We start from the raw sequence: 18,513 nt of genomic DNA, 5'->3' as shown, positions 1-18,513 counted from the left end.
ATATGGGGTCATTGGCTATTGCTGCCCGCGTGCGAAATCTCAGGCTCGCATGGGTCCACAGCAGTCGATTTCGAGATCGCACTGTCCTTGCGCGAACGCCGGTCAACCGTGCCAATGCGAGTTGCGGATGACGCTGCAGAAATTGCCGCGATGGAAATGCGGCTCCTTGTCGGCGATGACGTCGGCCTTGACGTTGCCGAACGTCGTATCGGGCCGATGCTTGATGCCGTCGTAGAAGGCCTGGATGATGTCTTCCTTGAAGTGCGGCGTGCGCGGAAAGGCGTTCACGACCGCCTCGCGCTCCGCGTCGGAATATTCGTCGTAGGTGAGCCCGAGCACGTCCATCTCGACGCCCGCGGTCACCAGCGCGACGACGGGGTGCATGTGCTGGGGGACGCCCGGCGTGGTGTGCAGGGCGATCGCGGTCCACACCGTGTAGGCGTCGGCTTCCGAAATGCCGTGGCTGCGCAGGAAATCGCGCGCGGCATGCGCGCCGTCGACCTCGAACCGCTCGTGTTGGCTGCCATGGCCCGGCATCAGGCCGATGTCGTGAAACATGGCGCCGGCGTAGAGCAGTTCGCGGTCGAACGTCAGCCCACGGCGGACGCCGGCCATCGCGCCGAACTGGTAGACGCGGCTGGAATGGTTGAAGAGCAGGTCCGTTTCGGTATCGCGGACGTATTCGGTGATGGCGCGCGCCAGCTTGCTGTCGGGAATGACGGCGGCCTCGGTGATTTCTGACATGAGCAGCTCCTGAAATTTTGGATCGCGTCCACTGTAAATCCGGGCTACGTTGTCTTAAATCGACGTAATACGTCAAAAACGGACAAATCCGGATCGAGGCGGACATGGGTGCAAAGCCGAAACCAAGGACGGTTGTGATCGTGGCGCTGCCAGGCGTGCAGCTGCTCGATGTCGCAGGGCCGCTCGATGTGTTCGCCGAGGCGAACGTGCAGGCCGGCTATCCCGCCTATGCCTTGTTCGTGGCGGGCGCGGAGCCAGGGCCGATCCGCAGTTCCTCAGGCGTCCAGCTGATGCCCGACCGAATCGTCGACCGCGACTTCCAGGAGCCGATCGACACCTTGCTGGTGGCGGGATGCCCGAACGCGGCCGAAGTCCCGGCGGACGGGAGCGTGATCGACTGGCTGCGGCGGCGGGCTTCGCGGACCCGCAGATTCGGCTCGGTTTGCAGCGGGGCCTTCTTCCTTGCCGCCGCCGGTCTCCTTGATGGCAGGCGGGTCACGACGCATTGGGCGGTCGCAGACATGCTGGCCAGCAAATTCCCGTCGGTCACCGTGGACAAGGATGCCATCTACGTCACCGACGGCAAGCTCCGCACGGCCGCCGGCGTGACCGCAGGGCTCGACCTCGCGCTGGCACTGGTCGAGGAAGATCTCGGGCGCGACACGGCCATGAGAGTCGCAAGCCAGCTCGTGATGTTCTTCAAGCGCCCGGGTGGGCAGATGCAGTTCACCCGCAAGGGCGAGGCTGTTCCCGCCGGCCGCGCCGCATTGCAGGAGCTGCAGCGCTGGGTCGCCGCCAATCCCGGGCTCGACCACAGCGTTGCGAGCCTGGCGACGCGCATGGAGCTCAGCCCGAGGCACTTTGCACGGCTGTTCCGCGCCGAGGTGGGCGTCACGCCTGCGACCTGGGTCGAGGAAGCCCGCGTCAATGCGGCGAGGCGGCTGCTCGAGTTTGGCAATGAAGCCCCGAAGCAGGTGGCGCTCCATTGTGGATTCGCCGATGCCGATACGCTGCGCCGCGCGTTCAATCGTCACGTCGGCGTGACGCCCGCCGAGTATCGCAAGCGGTTTGCGCGAATCACGTAGGTTCCAGCTCGCCAACACTGAGCCGGCTTCCGCGTCCAAATGGGCCGGCGGGGGCCGCCCAGCGGGGTGTGCGGGACCTACGGATACCCGCTTGCTTTCCCGACCTTTTGGCCCCAAATAGGGACCGGGAGATTGGCGGTGGACGAGCCACTCGCCAACCGGGTCAGGTCCGGAAGGAAGCAGCCCTAACGAGGTCCGGATCGGGTCGCTCGTCAGTCTCCTACCTGTTTTTCCGAGCGAATTGCGCCGGCGGGCTTCCCGTCAGCGCGCTCCTTTCCGCAAAAGCCGGGCGAAAGACATTCCATTGCGGATCGACCGATGACCGACGCTGGCGCCCCTCCCAACCCCGACAGCGCCGGCCAGGCCAGCACGCCCTACCGGGTGCTGGCGCGCAAATACCGGCCCTCCAGCTTCGACGATCTGATCGGCCAGGAGGCCGTGGTGCGCACCGTCTCGAACGCGTTCGAGACCGGGCGCATTCCGCAGGCCTGGATCCTCACCGGCGTCCGCGGCGTCGGCAAGACCACCACCGCGCGTATCCTGGCCCGTGCGCTCAACTACGAGATGCCGGACGGATCGGTGAAGGGCCCGACCATCCACATGCCGACCCTGGGCGTGCATTGCCAGGCGATCATGGAAAGCCGGCACATGGACGTGCTGGAGATGGACGCGGCCTCGCACACCGGCGTCGACGACGTCCGCCAGATCAATGACAGCGTGCGCTACGCGCCGGCCAGCGCCCGCTACAAGGTCTACATCATCGACGAAGTCCACATGCTGTCGACGGCGGCGTTCAACGCCTTCCTGAAGACGCTGGAGGAACCGCCGGAGCACGCCAAATTCGTGTTCGCGACCACCGAGATCCGCAAGGTTCCGGTCACCGTGCTGTCGCGCTGCCAGCGTTTTGACCTGCGCCGGGTCGAGGCCGACGTGCTGATGAAGCACCTCGCCAATATCGCGGCGAAGGAGAACGTCGAGATCGAGCCCGAGGCGCTTGGCATCATCGCGCGCGCCGCGGAAGGCTCGGTGCGCGACTCTCTGTCGCTGCTCGACCAGGCGATCGCGCACGCGGCAGGCACCGTGAAGGCGGATGCGGTCAGGCAGATGCTGGGCCTCGCCGACCGCACCCGCGTCATCGACCTCTTCGATTCGCTGGCGCGCGGCGACATCGCTGCCGCTTTCAAGGAGTTCCGCGACCAGTACGACGTCGGCGCCGATCCGATCGTCGTGCTGTCGGACCTTGCCGAGTTCGTCAATTTCGTCACCCGCGTGAAGATCGTGCCGGCGACCGCCGACAACGTCGCCTATGGCGAGACCGAGCGCGTGCGCGCGCGGGATTTTGCCTCGAAGATCTCGATGCGCGTGCTGTCGCGGATGTGGCAGATGCTGCTCAAGGGCATCACCGAGGTGCAGGCCGCGACGCGCCCCGCAGCGGCCGCCGAGATGGTGCTGGTGCGCATCGCCTATGTCGCCGACCTGCCGACGCCGGACGAAGCGATCAAGATGCTGGAGCAGAACGGCGGCGGCTCGCCGGTCGTGGGCGGCGGAAGTGCCGCGCGCAGCGGCGCGCCGGGTGCGCCGGTGGCCTCCGCGGCGCCGGTTGCCTCGGCCGCGCCCATGCGCGCACCGACTTCGTCACCGTCCGCGTTCGGCGGCGGCGCCGCCCGGCCGCAGATGGCGGCGCCCGCGCCGGATCCGCAAGGAGCCGCGCCCCAGCTGCGCATCACGAGCTTCACCCAGCTCGTCGCGGTCGCCGGGCAGAAGCGCGATCTCATGACCAAGGCCGCGCTCGAAGGCGACATGCGCCTCGTCCGTTTCGAGGAGGGCCGGCTGGAAGTCGCGCTCGAGCCCAACGCCTCCAAGACCATGATCTCCGAGCTTGCGCGAAAATTCGAGCTCTGGACCGGCCGGCGCTGGACCGTGATCGTCTCCAACGAGCAGGGCCAGCCGACGCTGCGCTCGGTGAACCACGCGGCGAAGCAGGAACATGCGCGCTCCGCTGAAGCCGATCCGCGCGTGCAGGAGGTGCTGTCGCGTTTTCCCGGTGCGAAGGTCGTCGAGGTCCGCAGGCTTGCCCCCGAGGCGCCGGAAACCAATATGAATGCGGACTATGGCAGTGACGATCCGCCCGATGGTTCCGACGGCGACGATCTCTAGAGCATGATCCGGACCCGAAGGGCCGCGTAGCGCAAAGTGTGAAGCGGTTTTCCGATTAGATCATGCTCAAACCAAGAGTTAAGGCGCGATGACGAGTCATCGCGCAACCAAGGACAGCACCGATGGTCGATATTTTCGGCATGATGAAGCAGGCGCAGCAGCTGCAATCCAAGATGCAGGAGATGCAGGATCAGCTCTCCAGCGTCGAGGTCGAAGGCATCTCCGGCGGCGGTCTCGTCGCCGTGCGCATGACGGCGAAGATGGACGTGAAGGGCATCAAGATCGATCCCTCGCTGATGAAGCCGGAAGAGCGCGAGGTGCTCGAGGACCTGCTCGTCACCGCCCTCGGCGATGCCCGCCGCAAGGCCGAAACGGCCGTGCAGGAGAAGATGCAGGCGCTCACGGGCGGCCTCAGCCTGCCACCGGGTATGTTCGGCCAATAAGATGGGTTCGGTTGCAGGTCCCGAAATCGAGCGGCTGGTCCAGCTCCTCGCACGGCTGCCAGGCCTTGGTCCGCGCTCGGCGCGGCGTGCGGCGCTGCATCTGATCAAGAAGCGCGAAGCGCTGATGATGCCGCTGTCTTCGGCCCTGCAGGTCGCGCTCGACAAGGTCCAGGTCTGCAAGACCTGCGGCAATATCGACACGCAAAATCCCTGCACGGTCTGTACCGATCCGAAACGCGATGATGCAATCATCGTCGTCGTCGCCGATGTCGCCGATCTCTGGGCGCTGGAACGGGCCAATGCGACCCAGGGGCGCTATCATGTGCTCGGCGCGACATTGTCGCCGCTCGACGGCGTCGGGCCGCAGGACCTCACCATCGACGCGCTGGTGGCGCGCGCGCATGCTGCCGAGGTGCACGAGATCATCCTGGCGCTGAACGCGACGGTCGACGGCCAGACCACGGCGCACTACATCACCGACCTGCTTCAGGACGCCAACGTAAAAGTAACCCGGCTGGCCCATGGTGTGCCGGTCGGTGGCGAGCTTGATTATCTCGACGAAGGTACGCTATCGGCCGCGATGCGGCAGCGGACCTTGTTCTAGCCATCCAGACTTACGGAACGGACGACATGACGAAACTTTTCGCCACACGATCGGCTTTGGTCGCGACGATGATGCTGCTGGCGACCCCGGCCATCTCCGCGCAGCAGGACGACGGGGCGCCGCCGCCGCCGAAGCCCGGCAAGCCAATCAGTGCCGGCGAGGTGCTCTCGGGCGAATTGAACGCAATGAAGGTGCGCGACATCAAGAACGCCGGCAAGCGGATTGCGATGTACCAGATCACCTCCGAGCCGCGTCGACTGCCGGCGCCGAACGGGCTGTGCAATCTCGAGACCGGTCCTGAGACGTTCCAACTCGTCACTTCCAGCGACGCGCAGGCCACGCAGCTGAAATCGTTCGTCGGCAAGGCGATCTCGGTCAAGGTCGACGAAGTCGCCTGCGCCAGCGATCCCGGCCAGATGAGCGAAGCCGTGATCACGAAGTGGAGCTTGATCAGGAAGCAGTAGGGGGCGCCGCTCCAGCCGAGCTACCGTAGGGTGGGCAAAGGCGCAAAGCGCCGTGCCCACCATTCTCCCGGCGACGATTCAGGTGGTGGGCACGCTTCGCTTTGCCCACCCTACGGCATCGCGGGCGTAGCGCGTGCCGAGTTTACACCCTCACCGGCCCCAGCGTCTCGAAATGCCCGCGCTTCTGCAGCCAGGCCAGCAGCACAAGGCTCGGGATCGCCACCAGCACGCAGATCACGAAGAACAGCGGCCAGCCGGTCGTCTCCGCGACATAGCCCGCACTCGCTGACAGATATGTGCGCCCGACCGCGGCGAGCGCGGTGAGCAGCGCATATTGCGTCGCCGTGTGCAGCGGATTCTGGCACAGCGCGGAGAGATAGGCGACGAAGATCACGGTGCCGATGGCGCTGGTAAAGTTCTCGCAGGTGATGGCAAAGGCCAGCGCCCATTGGCTGGTGCCGACGAAGGCCAGCCAGGAGAAGGAGAGATTGGCGAGCGCCTGCACCACGCCGCCGATCCAGAGGCTGGTCGCAAGCGAATAGCGCCGCGCGAGGAAGCCGCCGGCAAAGCCGCCGATCAGCGTTGCCGCGAGGCCGACGCCCTTCACGATCGCCGCGTAATCGTTGCGGGAAAAGCCGAGGTCGATCACGAACGGCGCGGTCATCGTGCCGGAGAAGGCATCGGTGAACTTGAACAGCACGACGAAGGCGAGCGCGGCGAGCGCATCCTTGCGCGACAGGAATTCCGAGAAGGCCCCGATCGCCGCGTGCAGCACGCGCGCGAACGCCGTCTCGGTTTGTGTCGCGGCTTCCGCCCGCACCGATTGCTCGGGCTCTGTCGCGGCCAGCGCGGTGATCGTGCCGATCAGCACCATCGCCGCCATCACCACGTAGCCCCACATCCAGGCCGACGCGCGCGGAATGCCGGTGCCCTCGAAGCCGGACACGATGAACAGCGCGCCCGCGGTCGAGACCAGCATGCCGATGCGATAGGCCGCGACATAGGAAGCCATTCCGGCGGCCTGCTCGCTCTCCGGCAGGCTCTCGACGCGGAACGCGTCGACCACGATGTCCTGCGTCGAGGACGTCGTCGCGACCAGCAGCGCGCCGAGCGCGACGTAGAACGGCGAGCGCGCGGGATCGGTGAGTGCCAGCAGCAGGATCGCGATGATCAGCAGCAATTGCGAGAACAGCAGCCAGCCGCGCCGCCGTCCGAACGCGCGGGTGAACAGCGGCACATGCAGCGCATCCACCAGCGGCGCCCACAGGAATTTCAGCGTGTAGGGCGTGCCGACCAGCGCAAACAGCCCGATGGTCTTGAGGTCGACCCCGGCCTCGCGCATCCACACCAGGAGCGTGGAGCCCGACAGCGCCAGCGGCAGCCCGGACGAGAAGCCGAGGAACAGTACGATCAGCACCCGCGGTTGCAGGTACACGGCCAGGCCGTCACGCCAGGAGGTGGGGGCCGTGTCGGGGCTGGCAGGGGAGGTCGCGTCGGGTGCGGTCATGGGGAGGTGTTAGCAGATTCTGGCTGCCACAAGTGAGGTGTCGTCGCCCGGTCAAGCCGGGCGACGACAGTGTGCCTCAAAACTCACTCCCCCGCCTGGAGCTTCCTCGGGAACAGCTCCGCGGCACCGGTTGCCACCAGATGCGGCCCCTCCGGCGCATCGGTCTTGCTGAAATCGAGCTCCTCGATTCTCCCTGCGCGCTTCTCGATCTTGTCGGCGGAGATCAGCACCTGCCGCACGTCCTCGTTCGCGTCGGCAAAATGCTTCTGGAGCTTCAGCACGCGGTCGCGCAGGCGGCCCAAATCGTCGCCGAGCTTGATCACCTCGGTGCGGATCTGGTCGGCGGCGTCGCGCATGCGCGCGTCTTTCATGATCTGCTGCATCACCTGAATCGCGAGCATCAGCAGCGAAGGCGACACCAGCACGACGCGGGCGCGATAGGCCTTCTGGATCACGTCGTCGAAACCGTCATGGATCTCGGCATAGACCGATTCCGACGGCACGAACATCAGTGCCATCTCCTGGGTCTCGCCGGCGACGAGATATTTGTCGGCGATGTCGCTGACATGCTTCATCACGTCGCCGCGCAGCCGCTGCGTGGCGATGCGCTTCTCCTCGTCGGTGCGCGCATCGTGCAGCGCGGTCATCGCCTCCAGCGGAAATTTTGCGTCGATGCAGAGCGGCCGCTGGTCGGGCAGGAACACCACGCAGTCCGGCCGCTTTCCCGTCGAGAGCGTGAACTGGAACTCGTAGGCGCCCTTCGGCAAGCCGTCCTGGACGATCGCCTCCATCCGCGCCTGGCCGAAGGCGCCGCGCGACTGCTTGTTGGCGAGCACGTCGCGCAAGGTCGTCACCTGCGTGGTGAGGTCGGTCAGGTTCTTGTGCGCGTTGTCGATGATGCCGAGCCGCTCGTGCAGGGCGCGCAGGCTCTCCATGGTGTTGCGCGTCGAGTGTTCCATCGACTGGCCGACCCGATGGGTCACCGAATCCAGCCGCTCGTTGACCGCGCGCGCCATGTCGGCCTGGCGGCCGGCCAGCGCCTGGGTCATGGCGTCGGCTCGGCCGGCAGCCTCGCTCTGGGCGTGCAGCACCTGGCTGAGGCGCTCCTCGAGCTCGTCCGCGCGGATGGCATTGGCCATGGCGAGTTCCGCGCCGCGCCGCCCGGATCGCGCGATCACGACCGCGATCACCACCAGCAGGATGACGACGAGGGCGCCGAAGCCGATCAGCGCATCGATGGTGCGGACCGGCCAGTCGCCAGCCAGGAAAATGATCTCGTTCATGGCGGCCCTTGTAGCCGATTCGACACTCTCCGCGAACGAATAGCGAACGCTTATGGTTAATAGCCCCCTAATTTTTATGGTTAACGAAACCTGAAGTTTTATGGTTAGCGGAGGGTTAACGGAGTTCCTCGCCGCATTGACCGCATCCGGCATGCGGCTTAAATCGCGGCCATGGCCCTCAGAGAAATCATCATCCTGCCCGACAAGCAGCTGCGTCTGGTCTCCAAGCCGATCGAGAAGGTCACGACGGAGATCCGCAAGCTTGCCGACGACATGTTCGAGACCATGTACGACGCGCCCGGCATCGGGCTCGCGGCGATCCAGATCGCGCAGCCCTTGCGGCTGATCACCATGGACCTCGCCAAGCCTGACCCGGACGGCGAGACAAAGCCGGAGCCGCGTGTCTTCATCAACCCTGAAATTATCGCCTCCTCCGAGGATCTGTCGGTCTACGAGGAAGGCTGCCTCTCGATCCCCGAATATTACGAGGAGGTCGAAAGGCCTGCGAAGGTGCGCGTGCGCTTCACCGATCTCGACGGCAAGGTGCACGAGGAGGACGCCGAAGGCCTCTACGCCACCTGCATTCAGCACGAGATCGACCATCTCAACGGCGTGCTGTTCGTCGACTATCTCTCAAAGCTCAAGCGCGACCGCGTGATCAAGAAGTTCGAGAAAGCCGCCAAGCGCGCGGAGTAAGTCATTTGTAAGCGCTGGTGCTGCCGCGAACTCCCGTGCGCTCCCTCCCCCCTTGCGGGGGAGGGCGGGGGAGAGGGGTAGCCCAGCAAAAGGCGCCCGTCGTTTGCGAATGCCAACAATAGGGCGCCCGCGCTAACGCCGAGAGAGCGCGTCGTGTGGCACCCCTCTCCCTAGCCCTCCCCCGCAAGGGGGGAGGGAACATACCGAGTCCTTGTCATGCCCCTCCGCCTCATCTTCATGGGCACGCCCGATTTCTCCGTGCCGACGCTGCTCGAGCTGGTCTCGCATGGCCACGAGATCGCGGCGGTCTATACGCGCGCGCCCAAGCCCGGCGGACGGCGCGGCCTGCAATTGCAGCCGACCCCGGTCGAGGAAGCCGCGCGAAAGCTCGGCGTTCCCGTGCTGACGCCGAAGTCGCTGAAGACGCCCGAAGCGCTCGACGAGTTTCGCGCCTTCGACGCCGATGCCGCCGTCGTCGTCGCCTACGGCATGATCCTGCCGCAGGCGATCCTCGATGCGCCGAAGCTCGGCTGTTACAATCTGCACGCTTCGCTGCTGCCGCGCTGGCGCGGCGCCGCGCCGATCAACCGCGCGATCATGGAAGGCGATGCCGAGAGCGGCGTCATGGTGATGAAGATGGATGTCGGTCTCGACACCGGTGACGTCGCCATGGCCGAGCGCATGGCGATTCCCGACAACATGACCGCGGTCGATCTGCATGACCGCCTCTCCCGGCTCGGTGCCGATCTGATGGTGCGCGCGATGGCCGCGCTCGCCCGCGGCGGGCTCCAGCTCAAGAAGCAGAGCGCGGATGGCGTCACCTACGCCGCCAAGATCGACAAGGCCGAAGCGCGGATCGAATGGACCAAGCCGGCGCACGCCGTGCTGCGCCACATCCACGGCCTGTCGCCGTTTCCCGGCGCCTGGGCCGAGCTTGAGAATGCGCGCGTAAAAATCCTGCGCTGCGAGTTGGCGAAGGGCTCCGGTGCACCCGGCGAGGTGCTCGACGACCAGCTCACGATTGCCTGCGGCGAGGGCGCGATCCGCATCCTCGAGCTCCAGCGCGAGGGCAAGGCGCGGATGCAGGCCACGGACTTTTTGCGCGGCGTGCCGGTGAAGCCGGGAGCCAAATTCACGTAGCGCTGTCATACCCCGCGAAGGCGGGGTATCCAGTACGCCGAGGCTTCTCGGCTGAACAGAGATGTCTCGGAGTACTGGATCGCCCGGTCAAGCCGGGCGATGACACCACCCGGATTGAGATGCCCCGCTACAAGCTCACCATCGAATATGACGGCGCGCCGTTCTTCGGCTGGCAGGTGCAGGACACGCTGCCTTCCGTGCAGGGCGCGTTAGAGGCGGCGGTGAAGGCGATGACCGGCGCGGATCTGCGCGTGCACGGTGCGGGCCGCACCGATGCCGGCGTGCATGCGCGCGGCCAGGTCGCGCATGTCGACATCGACAAGCAGTTTCCGCCGGGCCGTTTTCGCGATGGTCTCAACGCGCATCTGCGCCCGCATCCAATTGCGGTGCTGGAGGCCGAGATCGTCCCTGACACCTTCGAGGCGCGGTTCTCGGCCGTGAAGCGGCACTACCGCTACCGCGTCGTCAACACCCGCGCCAATCTCGCGCTTGATATCGGTCACGCCTGGCGCGTGCCGCGCCGGCTCGATGCCGATGCGATGCATGCGGCGGCACAACGTCTGCTCGGCAAACACGACTTCACGACGTTTCGCGACACCGAGTGCCAGGCCAAGTCGCCGGAGAAAACGCTCGACCAGCTCGACGTGCACCGCGACGGCCGCGAGATCACGATTCTTACGTCGGCGCGCTCCTTCCTGCACAGCCAGGTGCGCTCGATGGTGGGATCGCTGGTCTGGGTCGGCGAGGGCCGCTGGACCGCGGACAATCTCTCAGCGGCGCTCGCAGCCCGCAACCGCGCGGCCTGCGGCATCGTCGCACCGCCTGACGGGCTGTATCTGATGAAGGTGGATTATTAGCGCCCGCTGCCGCCACAGACGTCATGGCCGGGCTTGTCCCGGCCATCCACGTGCGCCAACATGCAACCATGCATGGTGGATGGGTCTACATCCTGGCGAGCGCGCCAAACGGCATTTTGTATGTCGGTGTGACGAGCGACATTATTCGCCGCATCTATGAGCATCGAAACGGACTCGTTCCCGGCTTCACCAAGAAGTACGGCGTCAAGCTGCTGGTCTATTTCGAGCGCTATGAGGATATCCAAACCGCTATCCAGCGCGAGCACAACATCAAGCATTGGTCGCGGACGTGGAAGGTCAGGTTGATCCTCAGGGATAATCCCGAATGGAAGGATCTGTACGAGACGATTGTTCAATGAGACGGGCCCGGGCTCTCGCCACATCGTCATGGCCGGGCTTGTCCCGGCCATCCACGATCTTCTTTTCGGCTCGCGAAGAACGTGGATGCCCGGGACAAGCCCGGGCATGACGGCGGAATATTTGGCGAAGGTCGCGGTTTGCTACCCAAAATACCGCGTCAAAATCCCCCGATACACCTTCGTCAATCTCTCCAAATCCACAACCGGCACGCGCTCGTCGACCTGGTGCATGGTCTGGCCGACCAGGCCGAACTCGATCACCGGGCAGTAGCTCGAGATGAAGCGCGCATCCGAGGTGCCGCCTGAGGTCGACAGTTCCGGCTTGCGCCCCGTCACCTCTTCGATCGCGGAGACCGCGAGGTCGGTGAACGGGCCGGGCTTGGTCACGAACACGTTCGAGTTCGAGGGCTCCCAGACGATGCGAGCCTTGATGCGGTTGCCGCAGGCTTTCGTCAGGCGCGCCTCGACCAGCTCGCGCAAGGATGCCTGGGTGTGGTTGTCGTTGTAGCGGATGTTGAATTTTGCGCGCGCCTCGCCGGGGATGACGTTGTTGGCCTTGTTGCCGACGTCCACCGAGGTGAATTCGAGATTGGAGGCCTGGAACTGCGCGCTGCCATGGTCGAGCGGCTCGTCACTGATCGCCACGATCAACCGTGAGATATCAGGCACCGGATTGGATGCACGGTGCGGATAGGCGACATGGCCCTGCACGCCGTCGACATAGAGCGTGCCGGACTGCGAGCCGCGGCGGCCGACCTTGATGGTGTCGCCGAGCGTCTCGACATTGGAGGGCTCGCCGAGCACGCAATGGTCGAATTTTTCGCCGCGCTCCGCGGCCCATTTCAACAGCTTGATGGTGCCGTTGACCGAGACGTCTTCCTCGTCGCCCGTGATCAGGAACGAGATCGAGCCCTTTCCATCGGCGCGCGGCGCGCCGCCATTGGCGGCGAGATGCTCGAGCACGGCTGCCACCGAGCAGGCGATGCCGCCCTTCATGTCGACCGCGCCGCGGCCGTGCAAAAAGCCGTCCTTCACCTCGCCCGAGAATGCGCCGACGCTCCAGGCGTTCTCGTCGCCGGGTGGCACCACGTCGGTGTGGCCGGCGAAGGTGATGTGCTGGCCCTCAGTGCCGATCCGCGCATAGAGATTGTCGACGTCGGCTGTGCCTGCTTCGCTGAAGGTCACGCGGTGGCAAGTGAAGCCGGCAGCGTTGAGGGCTTTCTCAAGCACGCCCAGCGCACCGGCATCGGCCGGGGTTACCGAGGGGCAGCGGATGAGATCGCGGGCAATCGAGAGAGCATCGGTCATGCGCCCCGCTTAACATGCATGCCGCCGGGTGGGCTAGCGCTGGGCGGCACCAATTCGAGCTCGCTTTGCTGGTCCCAGCTTTTTGCAGGGGACGGGCCGTCCTCGGTCTTGGCCAATGGATCAGGACCGAACCGGTTGTCGCCGACGCTGCCTGATACGATGAACATCTCGACAAATCCCCACAGCCACAGGATGGATGCGCCCAGCCAGAACGGAAGCATCCAGGTGGAGTTCGGCAGCAGGTCCGAGAACTGGTTGTACAGGCCGGGCAGGAAGAAGAACGGAACGAGCCACCAGCCACTCCTGTCGCGATCATGCAGCCGCTTGATCGCAGTCGCGAGATAGATCCAAAGGAACAGCGACAAGCCGAACGCCTTCAGGATCAGGTTGGTGCGATCAACGGGCGCCAGCGAGCGATAGGCCCGGGGATCGACCAGCTTGAAGAGGTCGTCGAGGCCGAAGTCGAAATCGAGTTTCAGGGATAGCTTCAACGCCCCCTCGGCGTTGATGAGGTGGATCACCTGAGCAATGATTCCCAGCAAGGCTGCCAGCACCGCGACGATCAGCAGCGCCTGCCACAGCAAGGCGCGATTGATGCGGCCGTCGAAGCGAAAAAGATACCAGGTCCAGTCCATGGCGAAGGTTCCGGGCAGCGGAGGCCGTCCGGTGATTGGTCGCGATGGGGAGAAGGAGGGTTCGATAGGAAAGCCGCCGCGGGCTCGCTTCACCTCGCCCCGCTTGCGGGGAGAGGTCGGATCGCTCTTGCGATCCGGGTGAGGGGGTACCGGTCTCTCGAATATCTCGCGTGTGGAGAGAGGCCCCTCACCCCAACCCTCTCCCCGTAAGAACGGGGAGAGGGAGAGGAGAGAGTCTTAATCCCGCAGCAGCTCGTTGATGCTGGTCTTGGAGCGCGTGCGCTCGTCGACGCGCTTGACGATCACGGCGCAGGCCGTGCTCGGGCCGATCTGGCCGTTCTTCATGGGCTTGCCGGGCAGCGCGCCGGGCACGACCACCGAATATTCCGGCACCTCGCCGATGAAGATCTCGCCGGTCTCGCGGTCGACGATCTTGGTCGAGGCGCCCAAAAACACGCCCATCGCCAGCACGGCACCCTTGCGCACGATCACGCCTTCGGCGACCTCGGAGCGCGCGCCGATGAAGCAGTCGTCCTCGATGATCACGGGCTCGGCCTGCAGCGGCTCGAGCACGCCGCCGATGCCGGCGCCGCCGGAGATGTGCACGCGCTTGCCGATCTGCGCGCAGGAGCCGACGGTCGCCCAGGTGTCGACCATGGTGCTCTCATCGACATAAGCGCCGAGGTTGACGAAGGACGGCATCAGTACGACGTTCTTGGCGATGAAGGCCGAGCGGCGCACCACAGAACCCGGCACCGCGCGAAAACCGGCATCGCGAAAACGGTTCTCGCCCCAGCCCTCGAACTTCGAGGGCACCTTGTCCCACCAGGTCGCCTTGCCGGAGCCGCCGGGAATGACGCCCATGTCGTTGAGGCGGAAGGACAGCAGCACGGCCTTCTTCAGCCATTGATTGACCTTCCACTTGCCATCGGCCCCGCGCTCGGCGACGCGGGCCTCGCCCTTGTCCAGGATCTCCAGCGCCTGGTCCACGGCCTCGCGCACCTCGCCCTTGGTCGAGGTCGAGATGCCGTCACGCGCGTCGAAGGCGCTGTTGATGGTGGATTCGAGGGCGGACAGGGACATCGGGATTTCCTCTGGGAAATGGGAATTTTGACGGATTGGGGCGCTTTTTCGGGATTTGGCGGGGAGGAGTCAAGGCATACTCCGCCGTCGTCCCGGGGCGCGCGAAGCGCGAGCCCGGGACCCATAGCCACGGGCAGTCATTTGGCGAGGATTCGGAGTTATCGATCTCGCGCCACAACCACTCCCTGTGGTTATGGGTCCCGGGCTTGCTTCGCGCCCCGGGACGACGGCGGCTATTTGGGCAACAGTCCCGCCAAAAAACCCGCCAGATCATCCGTGACGTGGTCGACATGGGGCGCGTCCCGGCCCTCCAGTTCCCAGTCCTCCCGCACCACTTCCTTGGTGCCGTCAGGCACCACCAGGACGGTGGTCATGCCGAGCGCGTGCGGGACGGTGAGGTTGCGGGCGAGGTCCTCGAACATCGCGGCTTTGGTCGGATCGACCGCATGGTCGGCGAGGAATTTTTGATAGGTCTGCGGCGACGGCTTCGGCTCGAATCCGGCGGCGATGATGTCGAACACGCCGTCGAAATGCGTTGCCAGGCCGAGCCGCGCCAGCACGGCATCGACATGGTCGACCGAGCCGTTGGTCAGGATCAGCTTGCGCCCCGACAGTTTCGCGATGGCTTCGCCGAGCGCCGGGTTCGGCTCCAGCGGCGAGTGGTCGATCTTGTGGACGTAGGCGAGGTAGTCGTCGGCGTGCACGCCGTGCAGGGTCATCATGCCGCGCATGGTGGTGCCGAAGCGCTGATAATAATCCTTCTGGATCCTGCGCGCTTCCTCCGGGCCGACGTTCAGCCAGTTGCAGACGAACTCCCCGATCCGCGCGTCGACCTGCTGCCACAGATTGACGTGATGCGGGTAGAGCGTGTTGTCGAGGTCGAACACCCAGGTGTCGACATGGGCAAAGGTGCGGGGTGGATTCATCACTGGTCTCTCAATCACGGCATCGCAAAGCGCAGCGTCTTGCCGCCGCTCGACATGTCCACCACGCCAAAACCCGTCGCCGCGAATCCGCGCGCGCCGCAATCGGCCTGCTCGTTGGTCTCGAACTTGGTCTCGCGCGTGCAGAGCTGCCTGTCGCCGCCCCAGTTCAGCGGCTTGTCCTTCAGCTTGATGACGCGGTTGTCGGCGTCGATGGCTTCCGCGAAGCTGAAGATCTGCTTCGGCTGCCCGGTCACATCGGGGTGCAGGCACGTCTTGGGATCGATGCGGTACCAGCCGCGGCTCGTCACGGACTTGCCGTCGTCGGTGGCGACCGCCGCCATCACCTTGTGCGGCGTGTCGTTGCACCAGGTCAGGCCGGTTGCAGAAGGCGTCTGCACCGCATCGACCATGGTCTTGAAGAAGTTCGGCGACGACATGATGTCCGCCGCCAGTCCGCGGCTCTTCAGGAAGGCGGCCAGTGCTGCTTGCGTCTTCGGCCCGTCGACGCCGTCGATCGGCGCTGCGTCGTAGCCCGCGATCACCAGCAGCCGCTGGATGCCGGCGAGGCGCGCCTGCTCGTCGTCATATTCGGAATCCTCGGCGAGATAGGCCGTGAAATTGCCGTCCGCGGCTTGCGTCGGCGTGATCTGGGTGAACGCGGCCTGGGTCTGGCCGCTGCGGCATTGCCGCGCAGCCGCGATGACGAAATTGTCCTGCGCCACGCACAGCATGTCGCTGCCGTTCTGCGGGATCGGCGAGGCGCCGTAGACGCCGAGCGCGCGCGCGTTGAGCAGGATGCGGTCGGCGGAGAGCGTGCCCTGCACCACGACGCGGCAGGTGGCGGGATCGATCCTGAACCAGCCGCGCGTCGCGGTCGCGGCCTTGTCGTCGATGCCGATCGCGGCCTCGACGACATAGGACATGCGGTTGCAGATTTTCAGGTCGGCCAGGGCGGGCGCGGCGGAGAAGACAAACGAAACGGCTGCGGCCGGAAGGGACATCAGGATACGTGTGAGGGTTGAGCGACGATGTCGCCGAGCCCTCAACTCGTCATGCCCGGCCTTGTGCCGGGCATCCACGTTCTTGGCGCGAGATGAGAGGTCGTGGATGGCCGGGACAAGCCCGGCCATGACGGCTTGCTTTGGCCCGCTCATCATCACTTATGGATCAGCGTTCCCGTGCCCGTGTTGGTGAAGAGCTCGAGCAGCACCGCGTGCTGCATCTTGCCGTCGATGATGACGACGCCCTCCACGCCCTGTTCGAGCGCGTAGATGCAGGTCTCGACCTTCGGAATCATGCCGCCGGAAATGGTGCCGTCGGCGATCAGTTTTCGCGCATCCTTCACCGAAAGCTGCGGGATCAGCTTCTTCGACTTGTCGAGCACGCCAGGCACGTCGGTGAGCAGCAGCAGGCGCTTCGCCTTCAGCGCGCCGGCGACCGCGCCGGCAAAGGTGTCGGCGTTGACGTTGAGCGTCTGGCCGTCCTTGGAGGTCGCGAGCGGCGCCAGCACCGGGATCAGCTCGTAGCCGATCAGCTGGTTGAGCAGCGTGAGGTCGACCTTCTCGGGGTCGCCGACGAAGCCGAGATCGATCGCCTTCTCGATGTTCGAACCCGGATCGACGATGGTGCGCGTCGTCTTCGACGCCTTCACCATGTTGGCGTCCTTGCCCGACAGGCCCACGGCCTTGCCGCCGGCTTCGTTGATGTAGCCGACGATCTGCTTGTTGACGGAGCCGGCCAGCACCATCTCGACGATCTCGATGGTCGCGGCATCGGTGATGCGCAGGCCTGCCGCGAACTCCGACTGGATGCCGAGGCGCTTGAGCATGGTCGCGATCTGCGGCCCGCCGCCATGCACCACCACCGGGTTGATCGCGGTCTGCTCGAGCAGCACGATGTCGCGGGCAAAGTTCTTCGCGGTCTCCTCGTCGCCCATGGCATGGCCGCCATATTTGATGACGATGGTTTCCTCGTCATACTGCTGCATGTGCGGCAGCGCTTCGGACAGGATGCGGGCCTGGTCGAGCGGGGAGATGTCGGTCATGAGGCGGATCTCGCTGGCGGGACTGTCGGTGCGCGTTCTATCCGATTGGCGGGCGCGGCGCAAAGTGGGTGTTGCCTCTTACCCTCCCCCTCCAGGGGAGGGTAAGACGGAGCATCACTTCCGCGCCGCCACGGCTGCGAGCGTCACCGCCAGCCAGCTCAAGATCATCACCGTTCCGCCGGTCGGCGCCGCGAATGGAAACAGCGAGTGCCCCGCATATTGCCGCAAGGTGAGATCGCCCGCGAACAGCGCGGCGCCGATCACGAAGCCGAACGCCGCGATGAGGCCAATTCCGCCGTGCAGAAGGCCGCGCGCGAGCAGGGCGACGCCTGCGAGTATGGCAGTTGCGTGAAACAGCAGCATGGCGCTGGCGGAGGCGAGCCGGCTGGCGTCGGCGCCGTGGGCGGAGGCGGCGGCCAGCGCGACGCCGGCGGCGCCCATCAAACCGGCAAGCCCTAGCAACAGGCGGAATGCAGGCGTCACGAGGTTCGCTCTTCCAGCAGCTTCGCCATCGCGGCGCGCAGTTCGGCCATGCCGGTCGAGCTCCGCGACGAGGTCGCGAGCACGTTCGGAAACGCCGCCGGATGTTTTGCCAGCGCGGCCTCGGTCTCGGCGATGCGGGACTGAAGCTCGGACGCCTTCACCTGGTCGGCCTTGGTCAGCACGACCTGGTAGCTCACCGCGGAACGGTCGAGCGTCCCCAGGATTTCGAGGTCGACGTCCTTGAGGCCATGCCGCGCGTCGATCAGCACGTAGACGCGTGCGAGCGAGGCGCGCCCCAGCAGGAATTTGTGGATCAGCTCGGTCCAGGACGCGACTTGCGCCTTCGGCGCCTTGGCGTAGCCATAGCCGGGCATGTCGACGAGGCGCAGGTCCTTCTTGCCGGGGACCTCGAAGAAGATCAGTTCCTGGGTGCGGCCTGGCGTATGCGAGGTGCGCGCAAGCGCGTTGCGGCCGGTCAGCGCGTTGATCAGGCTGGACTTGCCGACATTGGAGCGGCCGGCAAAGGCGATCTCCAGCCCGTCCATCGGCGGCAGCGTCGCAATCGAGGGCGAGGCCCAGATGAACTGCCAGTCGCGGGTGAACAGCTTTCGCCCGGTCTCGATCAGCTTCGCATCTTTGTCGTCGGTCATGCGAAGATCTCACCTCTCGTCATGGCCGGGCTTGTCCCGGCCATC

Annotated in this window: 20 protein-coding genes and 1 other RNA gene; 10 read left to right on the top strand and 11 right to left on the bottom strand. The window is 65.4% G+C overall.

Annotated features, from left to right (window positions below; genetic code table 11):
• Positions 1-102: 102 nt before the first annotated feature.
• Positions 103-744 carry an HD domain-containing protein gene (locus AB7245_RS42980; RefSeq protein WP_085398518.1) on the bottom strand — a complete coding sequence of 214 codons (642 nt, stop codon included), beginning with the start codon at positions 742-744 and terminating at the stop codon, positions 103-105.
• A 104-nt stretch (positions 745-848) separates the two neighbouring features.
• On the opposite strand from AB7245_RS42980, the gene AB7245_RS42975 reads away from it, so the two are divergent.
• From AB7245_RS42975 to AB7245_RS42950, 6 genes are all read left to right on the top strand, one after another.
• Positions 849-1,829, top strand: coding sequence for a GlxA family transcriptional regulator (locus AB7245_RS42975; RefSeq protein WP_085398517.1), 981 nt, complete (start codon positions 849-851; stop codon positions 1,827-1,829).
• Between the two features lie 127 nt (positions 1,830-1,956).
• Positions 1,957-2,053: signal recognition particle sRNA small type (gene ffs, locus AB7245_RS42970), an RNA gene on the top strand.
• A 94-nt stretch (positions 2,054-2,147) separates the two neighbouring features.
• The gene (locus AB7245_RS42965; protein ID WP_085398516.1) at positions 2,148-3,986 is read left to right on the top strand and encodes a DNA polymerase III subunit gamma/tau; all 1,839 of its coding nucleotides are present in this window, start codon (positions 2,148-2,150) and stop codon (positions 3,984-3,986) included.
• A gap of 122 nt (positions 3,987-4,108) precedes the next feature.
• On the top strand, positions 4,109-4,429 hold the full coding sequence (locus tag AB7245_RS42960; protein ID WP_085398515.1) for a YbaB/EbfC family nucleoid-associated protein: 321 nt from the start codon (positions 4,109-4,111) through the stop codon (positions 4,427-4,429).
• A 1-nt stretch (position 4,430) separates the two neighbouring features.
• On the top strand, positions 4,431-5,033 hold the full coding sequence (gene recR, locus AB7245_RS42955) for a recombination mediator RecR (protein ID WP_063979823.1): 603 nt from the start codon (positions 4,431-4,433) through the stop codon (positions 5,031-5,033).
• A gap of 26 nt (positions 5,034-5,059) precedes the next feature.
• Positions 5,060-5,497, top strand: coding sequence for a hypothetical protein (locus AB7245_RS42950; protein WP_085398514.1), 438 nt, complete (start codon positions 5,060-5,062; stop codon positions 5,495-5,497).
• 142 nt (positions 5,498-5,639) lie between these two features.
• Here the strand turns inward: AB7245_RS42950 and AB7245_RS42945 are convergent, their stop codons facing one another.
• Positions 5,640-7,004, bottom strand: a complete 1,365-nt coding sequence (locus AB7245_RS42945; RefSeq protein ID WP_085398513.1) for an AmpG family muropeptide MFS transporter — start codon at positions 7,002-7,004, stop codon at positions 5,640-5,642.
• An 83-nt stretch (positions 7,005-7,087) separates the two neighbouring features.
• Positions 7,088-8,287 (bottom strand): DNA recombination protein RmuC, encoded by a 1,200-nt coding sequence (locus AB7245_RS42940; protein WP_085398512.1) that lies wholly within the window; start codon positions 8,285-8,287, stop codon positions 7,088-7,090.
• A 171-nt stretch (positions 8,288-8,458) separates the two neighbouring features.
• On the opposite strand from AB7245_RS42940, the gene def reads away from it, so the two are divergent.
• The 4 genes from def to AB7245_RS42920 all read left to right on the top strand — a co-directional run bounded on the left by def (position 8,459) and on the right by AB7245_RS42920 (position 11,339).
• The gene (gene def, locus AB7245_RS42935) at positions 8,459-8,983 is read left to right on the top strand and encodes a peptide deformylase (protein WP_063979819.1); all 525 of its coding nucleotides are present in this window, start codon (positions 8,459-8,461) and stop codon (positions 8,981-8,983) included.
• A gap of 216 nt (positions 8,984-9,199) precedes the next feature.
• Complete coding sequence (fmt, locus tag AB7245_RS42930) at positions 9,200-10,123, top strand: methionyl-tRNA formyltransferase (protein WP_085399968.1); 924 nt, start codon at positions 9,200-9,202, stop codon at positions 10,121-10,123.
• Between the two features lie 119 nt (positions 10,124-10,242).
• Positions 10,243-10,980: a tRNA pseudouridine(38-40) synthase TruA gene (gene truA / locus AB7245_RS42925; RefSeq protein WP_085399970.1), complete on the top strand. Its 738-nt coding sequence runs from the start codon at positions 10,243-10,245 to the stop codon at positions 10,978-10,980.
• Positions 10,981-11,003: 23 nt separating this feature from the next.
• Positions 11,004-11,339, top strand: coding sequence for a GIY-YIG nuclease family protein (locus AB7245_RS42920; RefSeq protein WP_063979816.1), 336 nt, complete (start codon positions 11,004-11,006; stop codon positions 11,337-11,339).
• A 141-nt stretch (positions 11,340-11,480) separates the two neighbouring features.
• Here AB7245_RS42920 and dapE read toward each other — a convergent pair whose 3' ends face one another.
• The 8 genes from dapE to yihA all read right to left on the bottom strand — a co-directional run bounded on the left by dapE (position 11,481) and on the right by yihA (position 18,468).
• Positions 11,481-12,647, bottom strand: a complete 1,167-nt coding sequence (gene dapE, locus AB7245_RS42915) for a succinyl-diaminopimelate desuccinylase (protein WP_085399972.1) — start codon at positions 12,645-12,647, stop codon at positions 11,481-11,483.
• Positions 12,644-13,282 (bottom strand): DUF805 domain-containing protein, encoded by a 639-nt coding sequence (locus tag AB7245_RS42910; RefSeq protein WP_085399974.1) that lies wholly within the window; start codon positions 13,280-13,282, stop codon positions 12,644-12,646. Before AB7245_RS42910 ends, dapE begins: the two co-directional genes overlap by 4 nt.
• A gap of 237 nt (positions 13,283-13,519) precedes the next feature.
• Positions 13,520-14,365: a 2,3,4,5-tetrahydropyridine-2,6-dicarboxylate N-succinyltransferase gene (gene dapD / locus AB7245_RS42905; RefSeq protein ID WP_063979813.1), complete on the bottom strand. Its 846-nt coding sequence runs from the start codon at positions 14,363-14,365 to the stop codon at positions 13,520-13,522.
• Positions 14,366-14,598: 233 nt separating this feature from the next.
• The gene (locus tag AB7245_RS42900; protein WP_085399976.1) at positions 14,599-15,291 is read right to left on the bottom strand and encodes a pyrimidine 5'-nucleotidase; all 693 of its coding nucleotides are present in this window, start codon (positions 15,289-15,291) and stop codon (positions 14,599-14,601) included.
• A 14-nt stretch (positions 15,292-15,305) separates the two neighbouring features.
• Positions 15,306-16,292 carry a DUF1036 domain-containing protein gene (locus AB7245_RS42895; protein WP_085399977.1) on the bottom strand — a complete coding sequence of 329 codons (987 nt, stop codon included), beginning with the start codon at positions 16,290-16,292 and terminating at the stop codon, positions 15,306-15,308.
• Between the two features lie 155 nt (positions 16,293-16,447).
• The gene (argB, locus tag AB7245_RS42890) at positions 16,448-17,335 is read right to left on the bottom strand and encodes an acetylglutamate kinase (protein WP_063979811.1); all 888 of its coding nucleotides are present in this window, start codon (positions 17,333-17,335) and stop codon (positions 16,448-16,450) included.
• Positions 17,336-17,449: 114 nt separating this feature from the next.
• A complete protein-coding gene (locus AB7245_RS42885; protein ID WP_094183983.1) occupies positions 17,450-17,818 on the bottom strand; it encodes a DUF423 domain-containing protein in 369 nt (122 codons plus the stop codon).
• Positions 17,815-18,468, bottom strand: a complete 654-nt coding sequence (yihA, locus tag AB7245_RS42880) for a ribosome biogenesis GTP-binding protein YihA/YsxC (protein ID WP_085399980.1) — start codon at positions 18,466-18,468, stop codon at positions 17,815-17,817. The genes AB7245_RS42885 and yihA overlap by 4 nt, the downstream gene beginning before the upstream one ends.
• Positions 18,469-18,513 lie beyond the last annotated feature (45 nt).

The organism is Bradyrhizobium sp. 604_D8_N2_3, assembly GCF_051810765.1.
GTDB lineage: Bacteria > Pseudomonadota > Alphaproteobacteria > Rhizobiales > Xanthobacteraceae > Bradyrhizobium > Bradyrhizobium barranii.
Note: the sequence above shows the minus strand (reverse complement) of the source record. Positions and strands in the feature narration are given on the sequence as shown.